The organism is Massilia sp. WG5 (genome assembly GCF_001412595.2).
In the GTDB taxonomy this organism is placed as follows: Bacteria; Pseudomonadota; Gammaproteobacteria; order Burkholderiales; family Burkholderiaceae_D; genus Telluria.
In genome coordinates this window covers 977,935-996,208 of sequence record NZ_CP012640.2, presented here as the reverse complement: position 1 = coordinate 996,208, position 18,274 = coordinate 977,935, and the positions used below count along the sequence as shown (strand labels likewise).

Genomic DNA, 18,274 nt, shown 5'->3' with positions numbered 1-18,274 from the left:
CGGGCGCGGGCACGACAGAAATCCGTTGGAGATTATCGGAATGTAAAGTAATCTTGGGCTTCGCACGTGGACTACCAATTCTCACAGAATTTCCACAAAGGTGCTTATGGCCGATTCCAGCACAGATACCGCTGTCGGATACCGCGACGACGCCGTCATTACGGCGCTGTTACAGAGGCGCGGGATGCATCTGCAGAAACGCGACCCCGTCGCCGAGCGCGCCGCGCTGGCCAGCCTGGCCCAGTCCCTTGCCGACGAGCCCGAGCTGCAGCTGCCGCGGGTGGCCGAGGCGGTGCGCGTGCTGTGCGGCGCCAGTTCGGTGGTGATCGCGGTGCGCGAACCGGGGCCGGATGGCGACGAAGTCTGCTGGTGCGCGGTGGCGGGAGGTCTGGCAGGCCACGTGGGAAAGCGCTTTCCGATCCAGGCCTGCCCCTGCGGCGCCAGCGTGCTCGCGAACGGCGCGGTGCTGTTCACGCGCCCGGAACTGGAATTCGAGTCGGTCCGCGCGGCCGGCGCCCGGGTCGGCGAAGCTCTCGGCGTGCCGTGGCGGGTGCGCGGCCATCCGGCCGGCGCGCTGATGGCCATGCTCGACGGCGACGGCGCGAACTTCGACGCCCATGACCTGCAGCTGCTGCGCGAACTGGCCGGCTTCGCCGCCGCCGCGCACCAGACGCGCGGGGCGCTGCGCAACCCCGATCCGGAGCGGCTCGAACGCGAGCTCCAGCAGCGCCTGCGTCCCGTCCTCGAAAGCAAGGAGTCGCTCGAGCGCGAGGTCGAGGAAAGCCGCGCCGCCGAGCGCCTGCTGCGCGAGCACAAGGCCCTGATCGACGCCACGCTGAGCATCAGCACGGTCGGGGTGCTGTATTTCGACCTCGACGGCACCGTCCAGGACGTCAACCAGGCCTACCAGCGCATGACCGGCTATAGCGAAGACGAGCTGCGCGTGGTCGATCACTGGAAGAAGATCACGGTGCCGGAATTCTGGGACGCGACCCTGCGTTCGATCTACGAGCTGCGCGAGATCGGTGTCACGCGCCCCTACACCAAGCAGATGGTGCGCAAGGACGGCAGCCGCTGGTGGGGATTGTATGCGCCGGCCCGCATCTCGGGCGAGGGCGTGCATGCGCGCTGCGTCTGCTTCATCCTCGACGTCAGCGAACTGAAGGATGCCGAATCGCGGCTGGCCGACAGCGAGGAACGCTTCCGTGCCCTGGTCGAGGGTTTCGGCCAGGCGGTCTGGGAGACCGATGCGGACGGCAATTTCGTCGTGCCGTCGCCCAGCTGGTGCGCCTACACGGGGCAGCGCGAGGCGGCCTCGCTGGGCCGCGGCTGGCTCGACGCCGTCCATCCGGACGACCGCGAGTACGTGCAGCGCGAGTGGCGCGCGGCGCTGGCGATGCGGCGCGCGATCAATATGGAATTCCGCGTGCACGTGGCGATGGGCGGCTGGCGCTGGACCAATGTGCGCGCCGCGCCGCTGTTCCATGCGGACGGCAGCCTGCGCAAGTGGTTCGGCATGAACATCGACATCGACGAGCGGCGCCGCACCCAGGCCGCGCTGGCCGAGAGCGAGCGCCGCTACCGCATGCTGTTCGAGGCCATGGACGAAGGCTTCCTGCTGGCCACCGTGCAGTTCGACGAGCACGGACACGCGGTCGGGCTGGCGTATTCGGAGGCGAATCCGGCGGCGGTGCGCATGACCAGCATCCATTACGTCGGGCCGGGACAGCTGAAGGTCCGTCCCGAGCACGAGCCGTGCTGGATGGAGGCCTGCGCCCAGGTCGCGCGCACCGGCGTCAGCAGCCGCTCGCAGTGCTTCGCCGATGCATTGAACAGCTGGTTCGATTTCTTCGTGTATCCGGTCGGCGGCGACAGCGGCGCGCCGCGCGTGGCCATCCTGTTCCACGACATCACCGTGCGCAAGCGCGCCGAGGATGCGCTGCGCGAGAGCGAGGCGCGGTTCCGCGCGCTGGCGGACGCCTCGCCGGCGCTGATCTACCAGTTCGACCCGATTGGTGACCTGATGTACCTGAACCAGCGCGGCCCCGACGATGGCGGCCCGGCCGGCGAGGCCGGCGGCTGGCGCGCGATCGTCCAACCGGACGACATGAACGCCTACCTGTACGCGGTGTCGGAAGGCGTCCGCGAACGCGCCGCCTACAACCAGCGGATCCGCGTGCCGGCGCGCGACGGCAGCGCGCGCTGGTTCGAATCGCATGCCGCGCCCTGGTATTCCGGCGATGGCCAGCACCGCGGCTATGTCGGCATCTCGCTCGACATCACCGGCGCCGTGCAGGCAGAGGAAGCGCTGCGCGAGGCCGACCGCCGCAAGGACGAGTTCCTGGCGACCCTGGCGCACGAGCTGCGCAATCCGCTGGCGCCGATCAGCAATGCGGTACAGCTGATGCGCCGGCCGGACGGACGGCGCCAGTCCGATCGCGTGGTGGAGATGGTCGGGCGCCAGGTGCGCCAGATCGTCACCCTGGTCGACGACCTGATGGAAGTCTCGCGCATCACGCGCGGCAAGATCGACCTGCGGCTGGAACGCGTGTCCATCGCCGAGATCGTGCACAGCGCGGTCGAGACCAGCCAGCTGGCGATCGAGCGCGCCGGGCACCAGCTGGCGGTGGCCCTGCCCGAGGAGCCGCTGGTGCTGCTGGCCGACCGCGTGCGCCTGACCCAGGTGTTCGCCAACCTGCTGAACAACGCCGCCAAGTACACCGATGCGGGCGGCCGCATCTGGGTCGACGTCTGGCGCGAGGATGGGATGGTATTGGCCTCGGTGCGCGACACCGGGATCGGCATCCCCGAGGAATCGCTGGGGCGGGTGTTCGACATGTTCGCCCAGGCCCACCGTGCGGTCGGGCGCGGGCAGGGCGGGCTGGGGATCGGCCTGACCATGGTGCGCAGCCTGGTCGAGATGCACCACGGGAGCGTGGAAGCGCACAGCGGCGGCAGCGGCATGGGCAGCGAATTCCTGGTGCGCCTGCCGCTGGCGCCGCAGGACGATGCGCGCATGGAGCGCGGCGGCATCGACCAGTCGCGGCCGAACGCGCCGTTCGCCGGCCAGCGCATCCTGGTGGTGGACGACAACCGCGACGCCGCCGATACCCTCGGCCTGTTGCTGGAGGCCGACGGCGCCGAGGTGCGCGTGGTCTACGACGGCCGCACCGCGCTGTCGATGGCGGAAAGCTTCCTGCCGTCCAGCGTCCTGCTCGACATCGGCATGCCGGGCATGGACGGCTACGAGGTCGCGCGCCGCCTGCGCCAGGACGAACGTTTCGCCAGCATGCGCATCATCGCGCTGACCGGCTGGGGCCAGGATTCGGACCGGCGCCAGACCCGCAACCGCGGTTTTACCCACCATTTGACCAAGCCGGTGAGCCTGGAGGAGCTGCACGGGATCCTGATTTAATGCAAATTAATTGCAGATGGAAAGAATTTCCAGGAGTTTTCATTCGCCCTGCATTTTTTATGCATGGTGCGTTAGCTAACGTCAAAGCCGGAATCCCGCTGATAGACTGAAATCACGTCAACCCGTGTTGGGAGGCAGCGATGACGTGGATTTCACAATTTGTCAGGTATTTGTCCGTGTTGGGCGATCCCAAGCTGGAGCCCGGTACGATCGAGGGGCTGCCCCCCTTCGCGCTGCGCCAGACGGTCGAGGCGCTGTTGGGCGCAGGCTGGATCACGACCTACGAATACAGCGGCGAAGACGCCTGGATCGAATACGCCCGCGTCGACCTGCGCAAGGGCCGCTCCAAGCTCAAGCTCGAATGGGACCAGGACAGCGGCGGCAGCATCGAAGGGCCGCGCACGGTGCTGGACGAGTTGCGGGTGCTGGATCCGTGGACGCGGATGCAGGCACGGCCGCATTGACCTGGGGTGGGCGGGGGCCGCCCTAGGTCAAAAACCTTCGTCCGCCCCGAGGTAGCGCCACTGCCCCGGCGGCAGGTCGCCCAGCTTGACGCGGCCGATCCGCACCCGCTTCAGGCCGATCACCTTCAGCCCGACCATGTCGCACATGCGCCGGATCTGCCGTTTGCGGCCTTCCTTCAGCGTGAAGCTGAGCTGGTCTTCGTTCTGCCAGCGCACCTTGGCCGGCAGCAGCGGCTTGCCGTCCATCCACAGGCCGTGGTTCAGCTTCTTCAGCTCGGCGTCCGGCAGCTTGCCCGGCTTCGTGTACTGCACGCGCACCAGGTATTCCTTTTCGATCGCCGTGTCCTCGCCGATCAGCTGGCGCGCAATGCGGCCGTCCTGGGTCAGCACCAGCAGGCCGACCGAATCGATGTCGAGGCGCCCGGCCGGCACCAGGGAGCGCAGCTGGGTGGGATGGAACTGCTCGGGCGAGGGATCGTCCTTCCAGCGGTTCTCCGGTTTGACCAAGACCACGGCCGGCTTGTAGCCATCCTCGGCCTGGCCGCTGACGTAGCCGACCGGCTTGTTGATCAGCACCGTCACGCGTTTCGACTGTTCGGCCGCGGCCTGGCGCTCCACCGTGATCTTCTGGTGCGGGAGCACTTTGCTGCCCAGTTCGCTGACGACCTTGCCGTCGACCCGGACCCAGCCTTTCGCAATCCAGTCATCGGCTTCGCGGCGGGAGGACAGGCCCATTTCGGACATGCGTTTGGAAAGGCGTACGGGTTCGGTCATGATTCAAAGCGTAAAAGCCGACGTCCCCGCGCAGGCGGGACCCAGGTTCTGCGCGCGCCATGTGAACGCCGACAAACTTGGGTCCCGCCTTCGCGGGGACGACGTTGGTTAAATTTTCAGCGCGTCGAGCAGCTCGGTCTCGAGCTGCACCTGCACCCGCTGGTTGTTGAGCGCCTGCCCATCGATCAGGAACACGTCCTCGACGCGCTCGCCCAGGGTCATGATCTTGGCGGTGTGCAGGTTGATGCGGTAGCGCGCCAGGACGCTGGCGATCGCGTACAGCAGGCCATTGCGGTCGTTGGCGGCGATCGACAGCAGCCAGAACTGGCCGCGTTCGTCCGGGCGCAGCTCGACGGTCGGCACGATCGGGAAGCTGCGCGACATGCGCGACAGGCGCGCGCGCAGGGGAGGGCTGAGCGCTTCCTGGTGCGTCAGCACCTGGCACAGCTCGTGCTCGATCAGGCTGATGATGTCGCGGTAGCTGTTGGCGAAGTGCTCGTCCGTGATCAGGAAGGTGTCGAGCGCGTAGCCGTCCCGGGTCGTGTGGATCTTGGCGTCCAGGATCGAAAAATTCTTGCGGTCGAAATAGCTGCAGATGCGCGCGAACAGGTCGGGCTGGTCTTTCACGTACACCGTCACCTGCAGGCCTTCGCCGATCGGCGCCAGGCGCGATTTCACGACCGGCGTGTCGCGTCCCAGCTTGTCGTGCAGGGAGCGGGTCTGCCAGGCGATGTCGGAGGCGTCGTGGCGCAGGAAGTAGGCCATGTCGAGCTGCTTCCACAGCGCTTCGTGGGCCTGCGGGCCGAGCCCGAACAGGCGCAGCGTGGCCAGCGCCTCCTGCTGGCGCGCGCGCAGCTCGCGGTCGGCCGAGTGCGGCTCGCCGCCCAGCACCCGCAGCGTCATCTTGTACAGGTCTTCCAGCAGCTTGGCCTTCCAGGCGTTCCACACTTTCGGGCTGGTGCCGCGGATGTCCGCGACGGTCAGCAGGTACAGCGCGGTCAGGTGGCGCTCGTCGCGCACCAGGCCGGCGAAAGCCTTGACCACGTCCGGATCCGACAGGTCCTGCTTCTGCGCGACCTGGGACATGGTCAGGTGCTGCTCGACCAGGAACACCACCAGCTCGGTATCGCCCTGCGAGACGCCGTGGTCGCGGCAGAACTCCAGCACGTCCTGCTTGCCGAGTTCGGAATGGTCGCCGCCGCGGCCCTTCGCGATGTCGTGGAACAGCGCGGCGACGTACAGCAGCCAGCGGTCGCGGAAGTTGGCCATCAGCTGGCTGCAGAACGGGTATTCGTGGGCGTGCTCCGTCATCGTGAAGCGGCGCATGTTCCGCACCACCATCATGATGTGCTGGTCGACGGTGTAGACGTGGAACAGGTCGTGCTGCATCTGGCCGATGATGCGGCGGAAGTTCGGCAGGTAGCGGCCGAGGATGCCCATGTCGTTCATGCGGCGCAGCGCGTGCACGATGCCGCGGGGCGCCTGCAGGATGCGCAGGAACAGCGCGCGGTGGACCGGGTTGGCGCGGAAGGATTCGTCGATCAAGGTGCGCGCATGCCACAGCGCGCGGATGGTGCGCGCCGTCATGCCCTTGATGTCGGGCCGCTCGGTCATCAGCACGAAGATCTCCAGCACCGTCGACGGCTCGGCCTGGAAGGTGTCATCCAGCGCGATGTCGATGAAGCCGCCGACTTCGTTGAAGCGCGGGTTGATCGGCATCGGCCGGGAATCCTGCGGGAACAGCTGGGCCTCGATGTTCTGCAGCAGGATGGTGTTCATCTGGGTCACGACCTTCGCGGCCCAGTAGTAGCGCTGCATCAGGTATTCGCTGGCGCGGCGCGCTTCCAGTCCCTGGCCGGTCGAGCTGAGGCCGAAGGTCTCGGCGATCGCGGTCTGGACGTCGAACACCAGGCGGTCTTCGCGGCGCCGGGTCTGCAGGTGCAGGCGGATGCGGATGTCCTTGAAGGCGTATTCCTTCTCCATCAGCTGGCGCGCTTCCTGGCGCGTGATCAGGCCGCGGATCGCCAGCTGGGTCCAGGAGTTGCCGAGTCCCGCGGCCTTGGCCACCCACAGGATCACCTGCAGGTCGCGCAGCGCGCCCGGGCTTTCCTTGACGTTCGGCTCCAGGCTGTAGGGCGTGAATTCGTACTTGGCGTGGCGCAGCCGCATCTCGGCGGTCTTGGCGTGGAAGAAGGCCTGGGCATCCATCGCCTCGGCGTAGCGCCGCTGCAGTTCGGCGAACAGCGGCTGGCTGCCGCTCACCAGGCGCGCTTCCAGCAGGCTGGTCTGCACGGTGATGTCGGCCGCCGACTCGCTCATGCACTCGTCGACGGTGCGGATGCTGTGCCCGATTTCCAGGCCGAGGTCCCACAGCAGCTGGACGAACTGCTCCAGTTTGGCCTGGGTCAGCGCATCGGGCGGATCGCCCAGCAGGATCAGGAGGTCGACGTCGGAGTAGGGGAAAAGCTCGCCGCGGCCGTAGCCGCCGACCCCGACCAGCGCCGTCCCGGCCGGCAGGCCGGCGGCCTGCCAGGCGTCGGCCAGCACCCCGTCGACGCTGTGGCGCAGGCCGCGCAGCAGTTTCTCGGGTTTGCCGTTCGCACGGAAGTCGTCGATGATGTGCTGGCGCTCGTCCTTCAGGCGCTGGCGCAGCTGCACCTGGTGCTGGACGTGGGGCTGGTCGATGGCGGCGCGGGACATGGGCGTGCGGATCAGGCGGGGATGGCGTCCGTGTTCAGCACGATCGCCGGCGGCGGCGGCGTGCCGGCCGAGGTGGTCAGCACTTCGTAGCCGGTTTCCGTCACCAGGATCATGTGCTCCCACTGGGCCGACAGGCTGCGGTCCTTGGTCTTGATGGTCCAGCCGTCCGGCATCTCGCGGATGTCGCGCTTGCCGGCGTTGATCATCGGTTCGATCGTGAAGATCATGCCCGCCACCAGTTCCTCGCCGGTGCCCGGACGGCCGTAGTGCAGCACCTGGGGCTCTTCGTGGAACACCTTGCCGATGCCGTGGCCGCAGAATTCGCGCACCACCGAAAAGCCGTTCTTCTCGGCGTGCTGCTGGATCACGTGGCCGATGTCGCCCAGGTGCGCGCCCGGCTTGACCTTGCTGATGCCCAGCCACATGCATTCATAGGTGACTTCCGACAGGCGGCGCGCCTGGATCGAGGGTTCGCCGAGCAGGAACATGCGGCTGTTGTCGCCGTGGTAGCCGTCCTTGGTGATGACGGTGACGTCGATATTCACGGCGTCGCCGGCCTTCAGCACCTTGTCGCCCGGGATGCCGTGGCAGATCACGTCGTTGACCGAGGTGCAGACCGCCTTCGGGAACGGCGGGTAGCCCGGCGGCGCGTAGTTCAGCGGCGCCGGCACGGTGCCCTGTACCTGGACCATGTATTCGTGGCAGAGGCGATCGAGCTCGCCGGTGGTGACGCCCGGCTTGACGAAAGGCGTGATGTAGTCGAGCACTTCGGCGCCGAGGCGGCCGGCGATGCGCATGCCTTCGATCTCTTCTTGGGTCTTGATGGTGATGGACATGATATTCCTGTGATGCGGATTCTGGATTCTGCGATTGGATATCTATTCATTATATGTGATCGCGCGGCACGTATGAACTTGAAATCGGGGGCGAATCCCGCTAGAATCTCGGGTTGCTCGTGTTCGTATCGAGCAAAGGTTGTCAAAAACCTCTTTTTATTGAATCGCGAATGCGGCCTGCAAGGGTGCCTGTCACAGGTGTACTGGCCGTTATTCAAGACATAACCCTGGAGAATCAAATGTCCGTTACTATGCGCGAAATGCTGGAAGCCGGTGTTCACTTCGGCCACCAGACCCGTTTCTGGAACCCGAAAATGGCACCGTTCATCTTCGGTCATCGCAACAAGATCCACATCATCAACCTGGAAAAAACCATGGCGATGTACCAGGATGCGATGAAAACCATCAAGCAGATCGCTGCCAACCGCGGCACCATCCTGCTGGTCGGCACCAAGCGCCAGGCCCGCGACATCATCGCCGCTGAAGCCCAGCGCGCTGGTGTGCCGTACGTCGACCAGCGCTGGCTGGGCGGCATGCTGACCAACTTCAAGACCATCAAGACCTCGATCAAGCGCCTGAAGGACATGGAAGCCATGATCGAAGCGGGCGACGTCGAGAAGATGTCGAAGAAAGAAGCCCTGATGTTCTCGCGCGAAATGGAAAAGCTGCAGAAGTCGATCGGCGGCATCAAGGACCTGGGCGGCGTGCCGGACGCGATCTTCGTCGTCGACGTCGGCTACCACAAGGGCGCCATCACCGAAGCCGGCAAGCTGGGCATCCCGGTCATCGGCGTGGTCGACACCAACCACTCGCCGGAAGGCGTCACCCACGTGATCCCGGGTAACGACGACTCCTCGAAGGCCATCACCCTGTACGCACGCGGCGTCGCCGATGCGATCCTGGAAGGCCGCGCCAACGCCACCAACGAGGTCGTCGAGGCGGCCAAGGCTGGCGACGACTTCGTCGAAGTTTCCGAGCAAGCATAATGCCTGACGGGTGTTGAGCCCGTCGGAGTAAGAAAAGGGGCGCCGAGCCTGTATCGAGCGCCCTTTTTTGCAAGCAGATTCAGCAAGAACAAACCTATTTAGGAGAAATGACATGGCAGCGATTACTGCAGCGATGGTTGGCGAACTGCGCGCCAAGACCGATGCCCCGATGATGGAGTGCAAGAAGGCACTGAACGAAGCCGAAGGCGACATGGCCCGTGCCGAAGAGATCCTGCGCGTCAAGCTGGGCGGCAAGGCTTCGAAGGCAGCGTCGCGCATCACCGCCGAAGGCGTGGTGACGGCTTACGTTGCCGGCAACATCGGCGCGCTGGTGGAAATCAACAGCGAAACCGACTTCGTCGCCAAGAACGACGAATTCATGGCCATGGCCAACCTGGCTGCCAAGCTGGTCGCCGAGAACAACCCGGCCGACGTCGCTGCCCTGGCCGCCCTGCCGGTCGACGGCAAGACCTTCGACGACGTGCGTACGGCACTGATCGGTAAAATCGGCGAGAATATGACCGTGCGTCGTTTCCAGCGCTTCGAAACCACCGGCAAGCTGGCTTCCTACCTGCACGGCGCGCGCATCGGCGTGATCGTCGACTACGACGGCGCCGACGAGCAAGTGGGCAAGGACGTCGCCATGCACATCGCCGCGATGAAGCCGGTCGCCCTGTCGTCCGAGCAAGTGCCGGCCGAACTGATCGAGAAAGAGCGTTCGGTTGCCCAGCTGAAAGCCAAGGAAGACGCGGACGCCGCTGTCGCCGCGGGCAAGCAGCCGCAATCGGAAGAGATCGTCGCCAAGCGTATCGACGGCTCGGTGCAGAAGTACCTGAAGGAAGTGTCGCTGTTCAACCAGGCTTTCGTGAAGAACGACAAGCAGAGCATCGAGCAGATGCTGAAGGCGAACAACGCCAGCGTCAAGGCATTCACCATGTACGTGGTGGGCGAAGGCATCGAGAAGAAAGTCGACGACTTTGCAGCGGAAGTTGCAGCCCAGATGGCCGCAGCCAAGCAGTAATCAGCAGTAGATAAAGAAGACGGGCCGAAAGGCCCGTTTTTGCAGGGGCGTCCAGGTCATGAGCCCGGACGCCGCCGCATCAGTTGTACCCGAATTCGAATCATCTAACATCCAGGAGCCCATTCATGACCAAACCCGCCTACCAACGAGTCCTTCTCAAACTGTCTGGCGAAGCGCTGATGGGCGACGATCAGTTCGGCATCAACCGCGCCACCATCGAGCGCATGGTCGCCGACGTCGCGGAAGTGTCGAAGCTGGGCGTGGAACTGGCAGTCGTGATTGGCGGCGGCAACATCTTCCGCGGCGTGGCGCCGGGCGCGCAGGGCATGGACCGCGCGACCGCCGACTACATGGGCATGCTGGCCACCGTCATGAATGCGCTGGCCCTGGCCGACGCCATGCGCCAGCAGGGCATCACCGCGCGCGTGATGTCGGCGATCGGCATCGAGCAGGTGGTCGAGCCCTATGTGCGCCCGAAAGCCCTGCAGTACCTCGAGGAAGGCAAGGTGGTCGTGTTCGCCGCCGGTACCGGCAATCCCTTCTTCACCACCGACACCGCAGCCGCGCTGCGTGGTTCCGAAATCTCGGCCGAGATTGTTTTGAAGGCAACCAAGGTCGATGGCGTATATACTGCCGATCCGAAGAAGGATCCGCACGCTACGCGCTACGAGTCGATCACCTTCGATGAAGCGATCGCCAAGCACCTGCAGGTGATGGACGCCACCGCGTTCGCCCTGTGCCGCGACCAGAAGCTGCCGATCAAGGTGTTCTCGATCGTCAAGCCCGGCGCGCTCAAGCGCGTGATCATGGGTGAAGACGAGGGTACACTGGTACACGTTTAAAATTCGTTATTTAGCAAAAACAGGAGAGCAGCATGTCCGTCGCTGACGTGAAGAAAAATGCCCAGGACAAGATGGCCAAGTCCATCGAAACCCTGAAGGCCGACCTGGCCAAGGTCCGCACCGGCCGCGCCCACACCGGCATCCTCGACCATGTGATGGTGGATTACTACGGTTCCCCCACCGCGCTGCCGATGGTTGCCAACCTGACGCTGATCGACGCCCGCACCATCGGTGTCCAGCCCTACGAAAAGAAGATGCTGAGCACCGTCGAGAAAGCGATCCGCGACTCCGACCTCGGCCTGAACCCGTCGACCTTCGGCGACATGGTCCGCGTGCCGACCCCGGCCCTGACCGAAGAGCGCCGCAAGGAAATGGTCAAACTGGCCAAGTCGGAAGCCGAAGACGCCAAGATCGCCGTGCGTAACGTGCGCCGCGACGCCAATGAACAGTTGAAGAAGCTGATCAAGGACAAGGCCATCTCGGAAGATGACGAGCGCCGCGCCCAGGACGAGATCCAGAAGCTGACCGACAAAGCCGTCGTCGACATCGACAAGCTCGTTGCCGACAAAGAGAAGGAAATCATGACGGTGTAAGCCGCGGGCAGGGCGCCCTTGCGCCTGCCTTTGCTACCGTGCACGCCGGCCGGGTTCGCCCGTGCCGGCGCCTCGTTTTTACCGCCGATTCCGGCCAGATTTATGATTTTCAAAAGTTCGACCACCGCAGTTCCCGACGCGCCGGCGGTGCCGCGCCATATCGCCATCATCATGGACGGCAATGGCCGCTGGGCGACCAAGCGCCTGCTGCCGCGCGTGGCCGGTCACGTCAAGGGCGTCGATGCCGTGCGCAAGATCGTCGAGGCCTGCGTGGAGCGCGGCGTCGAGTACCTGACGCTGTTCGCTTTTTCCTCGGAAAACTGGCGCCGTCCGGCCGAAGAGGTGTCCTACCTGATGGGCCTGTTCGTCACCGCGCTCGAGCGCGAAGTCGCGAAGATGCACGCCAATAACATCCGCCTGAAGGTGGTGGGCGACCTGTCGCGCTTCGATCCCAAGCTGCAGGACATGATCGCCAACGCCGAACGCAAGACCGCCAACAATACCCGCCTGACCGTGACCGTGTGCGCCAACTATGGCGGCCGCTGGGACATCATGCAGGCGACCGGCAAGATGGTGGCGGCCAATCCGGGCGTCACCGAGTACACCGAAGAGATGCTGGCGCCGCACCTGGCGATGGCCTATGCGCCGGAGCCGGACCTGTTCATCCGCACCGGCGGCGAGGAGCGCATCTCGAATTTCCTGTTGTGGCAGCTGGCGTATTCGGAGCTGTATTTCACCGACGCGTTCTGGCCCGATTTCTCGCCAGAGTCCCTCGATACCGCGATCGCGTCCTACCAGAACCGGGAACGCCGCTTCGGCCGCACCGGCGAGCAGGTCGCCAACAAGGCAAAGAAAAGCTGATGCTGAAAACCCGCGTCATCACCGCAATCGTCCTGCTGGCAGTCCTGCTGCCGGTCCTGTATTTCAATAACTTCGCGGCGTTCGCGGTGGTGGCGACGGTGTTCTTCGGCGCCGCGGTCTGGGAATGCGTGCGGCTGTTCAATCCCGGCACCGCCAGCGCCCACATCATCGCCCTGGTCTGGACCGCGGTGTTCGCCACCTCGATGCTGAGCGGGCACATGAATGCCGCCTTCTGGGCCGCGCTCAGCCTGGCGCTGTGGATCGCCCGCTTCGCGCCCTCGCTGAAGTTCGGCCTGCCGCCGCTGGGCAGTCCCTCGAATACCCTGCTGAGCCTGGTCTACGGCTTCGCGATCTTCGGCTGCTTCGTCGCCATCGTGGTGCTGTTCTCGCACTCGCCCCTGTTCCTGCTGTCGGTGATGGCGATCGTCTGGGTGGCCGACATCGGCGCCTATTTCTCCGGCAAGGCCTTCGGCAAGCGCAAGCTGGCGCCCTCGATCTCGCCGGGCAAATCCTGGGAGGGCGCGATCGGCGGCGGCATCGCCGTGCTGGTGCTGGGCGCACTCTCGGTGCGCTTCGGCGGCGCGGCCTTCGCCGACACCTTCGCCGCGCGCGTCGCCGCCAGCTTCGGCTGGCCGGCGCTGCTGGCCATCCTGGTCCTGATGGTCGCCGCCAGCGTCGTCGGCGACCTGTTCGAATCCCAGCTCAAGCGCCGCGCCGGCATGAAGGACAGCAGCAACCTGCTGCCCGGCCACGGTGGCGTCCTCGACCGGATCGACGCCCTGATCCCTGTCTTGCCGCTCGCAGCCTTGATCGGCTCCAGGCTTTAAGAGGTTCCCCATGCAACGCGTAACCATCCTGGGCGCCACCGGCTCGATCGGCGCCTCGACCCTCGACGTGCTCGGGCGCCACCCCGACAAATACGAAGTCCACGCGCTGAGCGCGCACAGCCGCGTCGACGAGCTTGCGGCCCAGTGCCGCATTCACCGCCCGGCGCGCGCCGTGGTCGGCTCGCCCGAGGCCGCCGCGCGCCTGGCCGGCCTGATCGCCGACCTGCCGACCGACGTCTCCTGGGGCGAACAGGCCCTGTGCGAGATTTCGGCGAGCAGCGCCACCGACACCGTGATGGCCGCCATCGTCGGCGCCGCCGGCCTGGCGCCGACCCTGGCCGCCGCCCGCGCCGGCAAGAAGGTCCTGCTGGCCAACAAGGAAGCGCTGGTGATGTCCGGCCAGCTCTTCATGGACGCGGTGCGCGAGCACAAGGCGACCCTGCTGCCGATCGACAGCGAGCACAACGCGATCTTCCAGTCGCTCCCGAGCCATTACGCCCGCCAGCCCGGCGCGGCCGGCGTGGCCAAGATCCTGCTCACCGCTTCCGGCGGCCCCTTCCTCAAGCGCGAGGTGGCGACCCTGGAGCAGGTGACGCCGGAAGAAGCCTGCAAGCACCCGAACTGGTCGATGGGCCGCAAGATCTCGGTCGACTCCGCCACCATGATGAACAAGGGCCTGGAAGTGATCGAGGCCCACTGGCTGTTCGGCGCGCCTGCCGAACTGATCGAGGTGGTGATCCATCCGCAAAGCGTGATCCATTCGATGGTGTCCTACGTGGACGGTTCGGTGCTGGCCCAGCTCGGCAACCCCGACATGCGCACCCCGATCGCCCACGCGCTGGCCTTCCCCAAACGGATCGCCTCCGGCGTGGCGCAGCTCGATCTCACCGCCATGGCGGCGCTGGAGTTCCACGCGCCCAGCCTGGAACGCTTCCCCTGCCTGGGCCTGGCCTTCGACGCCCTGCGCGCGGGCGGCACCGCACCGGCGCTGCTGAACGCCGCCAACGAAGTCGCGGTGCAGGCTTTCCTCGATCGCCGCATCGGTTTCCGCGACATCGACCGCGTGCTGCGCCGCGTGATGGACGAGGAGCCGCACGGCGCCGCCTCCAGCATCGAGGCGGTGCTGGCCCAGGACGCGCATGCGCGCCAGGCCGCCGGCCGGATCGTCGCTACCCTCGCGCGGACCTGACGCCATGCTCGCCCATATCCTGATCGGTTTCCTGCTTGGCCTGGGACCGCTGATCATCATCCACGAACTGGGCCACTACTTCGTGGCGCGCCTGTGCGGCGTCAAGGTGCGCCGCTTCTCGATCGGCATGGGCAGGGTGGTGTGGTCGCGCCGTATCGGCCGCGACCAGACCGAATGGGCGGTCTCGATGCTGCCGCTGGGCGGCTACGTCAAGCTGGTCGACAGCCGCGACCCTGCTACCTCCCCGGTCGACGCCAGCGAGGAAGCGCGCGAGTTCACGCGCCAGAACGTGTGGAAGCGCATCGCCATCATCGCCGCCGGGCCGGCAGTCAACTTCCTGCTGGCGATCCTGCTGATGGCGGGCCTGTTCATGGCCGGCAAGGAAGAGCCGGGCACGCGCCTGCGCGCCATGCAGCCGGACACCCCGGTCTACCTGGCCGGCGTGCGCGGCGGCGACAGCGTCAGCGCGGTCAATGGCCAGCCGGTAACGGCCTGGGGCGACCTGCGCTGGGAGATCGTGCGCGCCGCCCTCGACAAGCGCGACGCCGAACTGACCCTGCACGGGCAGGGCGGCGGCAGCTACCGCGCCGTGATCCCGGCCGCCGCCATGGCGCGCCTGAATCCGGACGGCGACGTCGATGTGATGAAGCAGCTCGGCATGCAGATGTGGCGCCCGCGGCCGGCGGTCGACAAGGTGATCCCGGGCGGCGCCGCGGCCCGCGCCGGCCTGCAGCCGGGCGACCTGGCGGTGGCGATCGACGGCAAGCCGGTCACGGACGGCATCGACTTCATCGAGGCCGTGCGCGGCGCCGCCGGACGCACCCTGCAGCTGGACGTGCTGCGCGCCGGCCAGCTGCTGCGCCTGCCGATCACGCCGGAGCGCGATCCGGCAAGCGGCGCCGGCATCGTCAAGCTGATGGTGGCGCAGGCGCCCGAGATGGTGACGGTCAAGGCCGGTCCGCTCGAGGCCGTCGCCAAGGGCGCCGGACGGGCCTGGGACGGCAGCGTGACGACCCTCAAGATGATCGGCAAGATGCTGACCGGCGAAGTCTCGCTGAAGAACGTGTCGGGTCCGATCACCATCGCCGGCGTCGCCGGACAGGCCGCCGGCGCCGGCTTTGCGACCTATATCGAGATGCTGGCCTTCATCAGCCTGAGCCTGGGTGTAATGAATCTGTTACCAATTCCCGTTCTGGATGGCGGCCAATTGCTGTATTATTCGCTGGAAGTTTTAACCGGGCGCCCCCTGTCCGCACGTATCGGCGAGATCGCGCAGATCGCGGGGTTCGGCCTGATGCTCATGCTGATGGCGCTCGCCGTCTTCAACGACCTGGTGCGGCTGTTCTGATACCCGGCGCAGAATACGAAGTTCGTCCAAATGACTGACCCATTGACCTAAGCAATGAAATTACACTCTGATCGTCCTGCCTTGCCCCGCTTCGCCATGCCTTCCCGCCGCAGTCTGATCGGCGCCGCCGTGCTGGCCCTGTGCGCCGGCCACGCTTCCGCCGTGGCTCCTTTCGTGGTGAAGGACATCCGGGTCGAAGGCATCCAGCGCACCGAGGCAGGCACGGTGTTCAGCTACCTGCCGGTACGCGTCGGCGAAACCTTCGACGACGACAAGGGCACCGCAGCGATCAAGGCCCTGTATGCAACCGGCTTCTTCAAGGACGTGCGCCTGGAAGAAGAGAACGGCGTGCTGGTGGTGCTGGTCGAAGAGCGTCCGGCGATTTCGAGCGTCGACTTCACCGGCACCAAGGAATTCGAGAAGGATATGCTGGTCAAGGCGCTGAAGGAAATCGGCGTCGGCGAAACCAAGATCTTCGACAAGGCATCGGTCGACCGCGCCGAGCAGGAGCTGAAGCGCCAGTACCTGTCGCACGGCCTGTACGGCGTGAAGATCACCACCACCGTGACCCCGATCGAGCGCAACCGCGTGACGATCATGTTCAACGTCGACGAAGGCGATGTCGCCAAGATCAAGGGCATCAACATCATCGGCAACAAGGCCTTCTCCGACAAGCAGCTGCGCGAACTGCTGCAGCTGAACACCTCGGGCTGGTTCACCTGGTACTCGAAGGCCGACCAGTATTCCAAGCAGAAGCTGACCGGCGACCTGGAAGCGATCAAGTCCTGGTACGCCAACCACGGCTACCTGGAAGCGACGGTCGAATCGACCCAGGTCGCGATCACCCCGGACAAGAAGGAAATCTACCTCACGATCAACATCACCGAGGGCGAGAAGTACACCGTCACCGGCATCAAGCTGGAAGGCGAGACCTTCGGCCGCGCCGAAGAACTGAAGCAGCTGATCCTGCTGCGTCCGGGCCAGACTTATTCGGGCGAACTGCTGGAAGCCTCGAACAAGCGCATCTCCGAGCGCCTGGCGAGCTTCGGCTACGCCTTCGCGAACGTCAACGCCAACCCGGACATCAACCAGGCCAAGCACGAAGTCGCGTTCACCTTCATGGTCGACCCGGGCAAGCGCGCCTACGTGCGCCACATGACGATCTCGGGCAATACCATTACCCGCGACGAAGTGATCCGCCGCGAATTCCGCCAGTTCGAGAGCTCGTGGTACGACCCGAACCGCGTGAAGCTGTCGCGCGACCGCGTCGACCGCCTCGGCTACTTCAAGGACGTGACCGTCGAGACCCCGGAATCCCAGGGCACCACCGACCAGGTCGACGTCAACATCGCGGTCACCGAAAAACCGACCGGTAACTTCATGATCGGCGGCGCGTTCTCGCAGGCCGAGAAGTTCACCTTCACGGCCTCGGTCACCCAGGCTAACTTCGCCGGCAGCGGCAACACGGTCGGCGTCGAGCTGAACACCAGCAAGTACAACCGCACGATCTCGTTCGCGCAGACCAACCCGTACTTCACCGACGAAGGCGTGTCGCGCGCCTTCCAGCTCTACCTGCGCACCTCGCGTCCGCCGGCGCTGAACATCGGTTCCTACACCGTGCGCCAGATGGGCGGCAACCTGACCTTCGGCGTGCCGTTCTCCGAGACCGACACCGTGTACTTCGGCGCCGGCCTCGAACGCACCAAGCTGGAAACCGACAGCAGCTCGCCGACCCTGTACAAGGAATTCGTCAAGCAGAACGCGGCCGACCCGGCGACCAAGGGCACCGGTATCGGCAGCGCGACCACCAACGCGATCCCGCTGACCGTGGCCTGGGGCCGCGATTCGCGCGACAGCGCCGTCACGCCGACCCGCGGCCGCTACCAGCGCGCCAACCTCGAGATCGACCTGCTGGGCGACGCCAAGTACTACCGCGCCATCTACGAACACCAGTGGTACCGTCCGCTGACGCGCTGGATGACGCTGGCCCTGAAGGGCGAGCTGGACATCGGCGGCGGCCTGCAGGGCCATGCCTACCCGGTCTTCAAGAACTTCTACGGCGGCGGCATCGGTTCGGTGCGCGGCTACGAGAGTTCCTCGCTGGGCCTGGTCGACCCGTTCACCCTGGACGCCCTGGGCGGCGCGCGCCGCGTGATCGGCAACGCCGAGCTGCAGTTCCCGTTCCCGGGCAGCGGCACCGACCGCTCGCTGCGCTGGTTCACCTTCGCCGACGGCGGCCAGGTCTACCAGGAAGGCCAGCGCATGCGCCTCGACCAGCTGCGCTACTCGGCGGGTATCGGCCTGTCGTGGATTTCCCCGGTGGGTCCGCTCAAGTTGAGTTATGCTAAGCCCTTGAACGCCAAGCCGGGCGACCGCCTGGAACGCTTCCAGTTCCAGATGGGCACCGGCTTCTGACAA

The 18,274-nt window shown here is 65.8% G+C and carries 14 protein-coding genes; 11 read left to right on the top strand and 3 right to left on the bottom strand.

Annotation, left to right across the window (positions count from 1 at the left end):
* Positions 1–184 precede the first annotated feature (184 nt).
* The gene (locus AM586_RS04310) at positions 185–3,415 is read left to right on the top strand and encodes a PAS domain S-box protein (RefSeq protein WP_052233758.1); all 3,231 of its coding nucleotides are present in this window, start codon (positions 185–187) and stop codon (positions 3,413–3,415) included.
* Positions 3,416–3,555: 140 nt separating this feature from the next.
* Complete coding sequence (locus tag AM586_RS04305; protein WP_156328175.1) at positions 3,556–3,879, top strand: hypothetical protein; 324 nt, start codon at positions 3,556–3,558, stop codon at positions 3,877–3,879.
* Positions 3,880–3,906: 27 nt separating this feature from the next.
* On the opposite strand, the gene AM586_RS04300 is transcribed toward AM586_RS04305, so the two are convergent.
* From AM586_RS04300 to map, 3 genes are all read right to left on the bottom strand, one after another.
* Positions 3,907–4,653: a pseudouridine synthase gene (locus tag AM586_RS04300; RefSeq protein WP_060566921.1), complete on the bottom strand. Its 747-nt coding sequence runs from the start codon at positions 4,651–4,653 to the stop codon at positions 3,907–3,909.
* 108 nt (positions 4,654–4,761) lie between these two features.
* Positions 4,762–7,353 (bottom strand): [protein-PII] uridylyltransferase, encoded by a 2,592-nt coding sequence (locus AM586_RS04295; protein WP_060566918.1) that lies wholly within the window; start codon positions 7,351–7,353, stop codon positions 4,762–4,764.
* Between the two features lie 11 nt (positions 7,354–7,364).
* Positions 7,365–8,189, bottom strand: a complete 825-nt coding sequence (map, locus tag AM586_RS04290) for a type I methionyl aminopeptidase (protein ID WP_197416427.1) — start codon at positions 8,187–8,189, stop codon at positions 7,365–7,367.
* Positions 8,190–8,428: 239 nt separating this feature from the next.
* Here map and rpsB point away from each other — a divergent pair, with 239 nt between their 5' ends.
* From rpsB to bamA, 9 genes are all read left to right on the top strand, one after another.
* On the top strand, positions 8,429–9,175 hold the full coding sequence (rpsB, locus tag AM586_RS04285; RefSeq protein WP_060566917.1) for a 30S ribosomal protein S2: 747 nt from the start codon (positions 8,429–8,431) through the stop codon (positions 9,173–9,175).
* Between the two features lie 112 nt (positions 9,176–9,287).
* A complete protein-coding gene (gene tsf / locus AM586_RS04280; protein WP_052233763.1) occupies positions 9,288–10,196 on the top strand; it encodes a translation elongation factor Ts in 909 nt (302 codons plus the stop codon).
* A gap of 125 nt (positions 10,197–10,321) precedes the next feature.
* Positions 10,322–11,038, top strand: a complete 717-nt coding sequence (gene pyrH / locus AM586_RS04275; protein WP_052233764.1) for a UMP kinase — start codon at positions 10,322–10,324, stop codon at positions 11,036–11,038.
* 32 nt (positions 11,039–11,070) lie between these two features.
* Positions 11,071–11,631 (top strand): ribosome recycling factor, encoded by a 561-nt coding sequence (gene frr / locus AM586_RS04270; protein ID WP_052233765.1) that lies wholly within the window; start codon positions 11,071–11,073, stop codon positions 11,629–11,631.
* 102 nt (positions 11,632–11,733) lie between these two features.
* On the top strand, positions 11,734–12,492 hold the full coding sequence (gene uppS / locus AM586_RS04265; RefSeq protein ID WP_052233766.1) for a polyprenyl diphosphate synthase: 759 nt from the start codon (positions 11,734–11,736) through the stop codon (positions 12,490–12,492).
* Positions 12,492–13,319 (top strand): phosphatidate cytidylyltransferase, encoded by an 828-nt coding sequence (locus AM586_RS04260; protein ID WP_052233767.1) that lies wholly within the window; start codon positions 12,492–12,494, stop codon positions 13,317–13,319. The genes uppS and AM586_RS04260 overlap by 1 nt, the downstream gene beginning before the upstream one ends.
* 10 nt (positions 13,320–13,329) lie before the next feature.
* The gene (gene ispC / locus AM586_RS04255; RefSeq protein WP_052233768.1) at positions 13,330–14,508 is read left to right on the top strand and encodes a 1-deoxy-D-xylulose-5-phosphate reductoisomerase; all 1,179 of its coding nucleotides are present in this window, start codon (positions 13,330–13,332) and stop codon (positions 14,506–14,508) included.
* A gap of 4 nt (positions 14,509–14,512) precedes the next feature.
* On the top strand, positions 14,513–15,856 hold the full coding sequence (gene rseP / locus AM586_RS04250) for an RIP metalloprotease RseP (RefSeq protein WP_052233769.1): 1,344 nt from the start codon (positions 14,513–14,515) through the stop codon (positions 15,854–15,856).
* A 54-nt stretch (positions 15,857–15,910) separates the two neighbouring features.
* Positions 15,911–18,271, top strand: a complete 2,361-nt coding sequence (gene bamA / locus AM586_RS04245; protein ID WP_052233770.1) for an outer membrane protein assembly factor BamA — start codon at positions 15,911–15,913, stop codon at positions 18,269–18,271.
* The last annotated feature ends 3 nt before the right edge of the window (positions 18,272–18,274 follow it).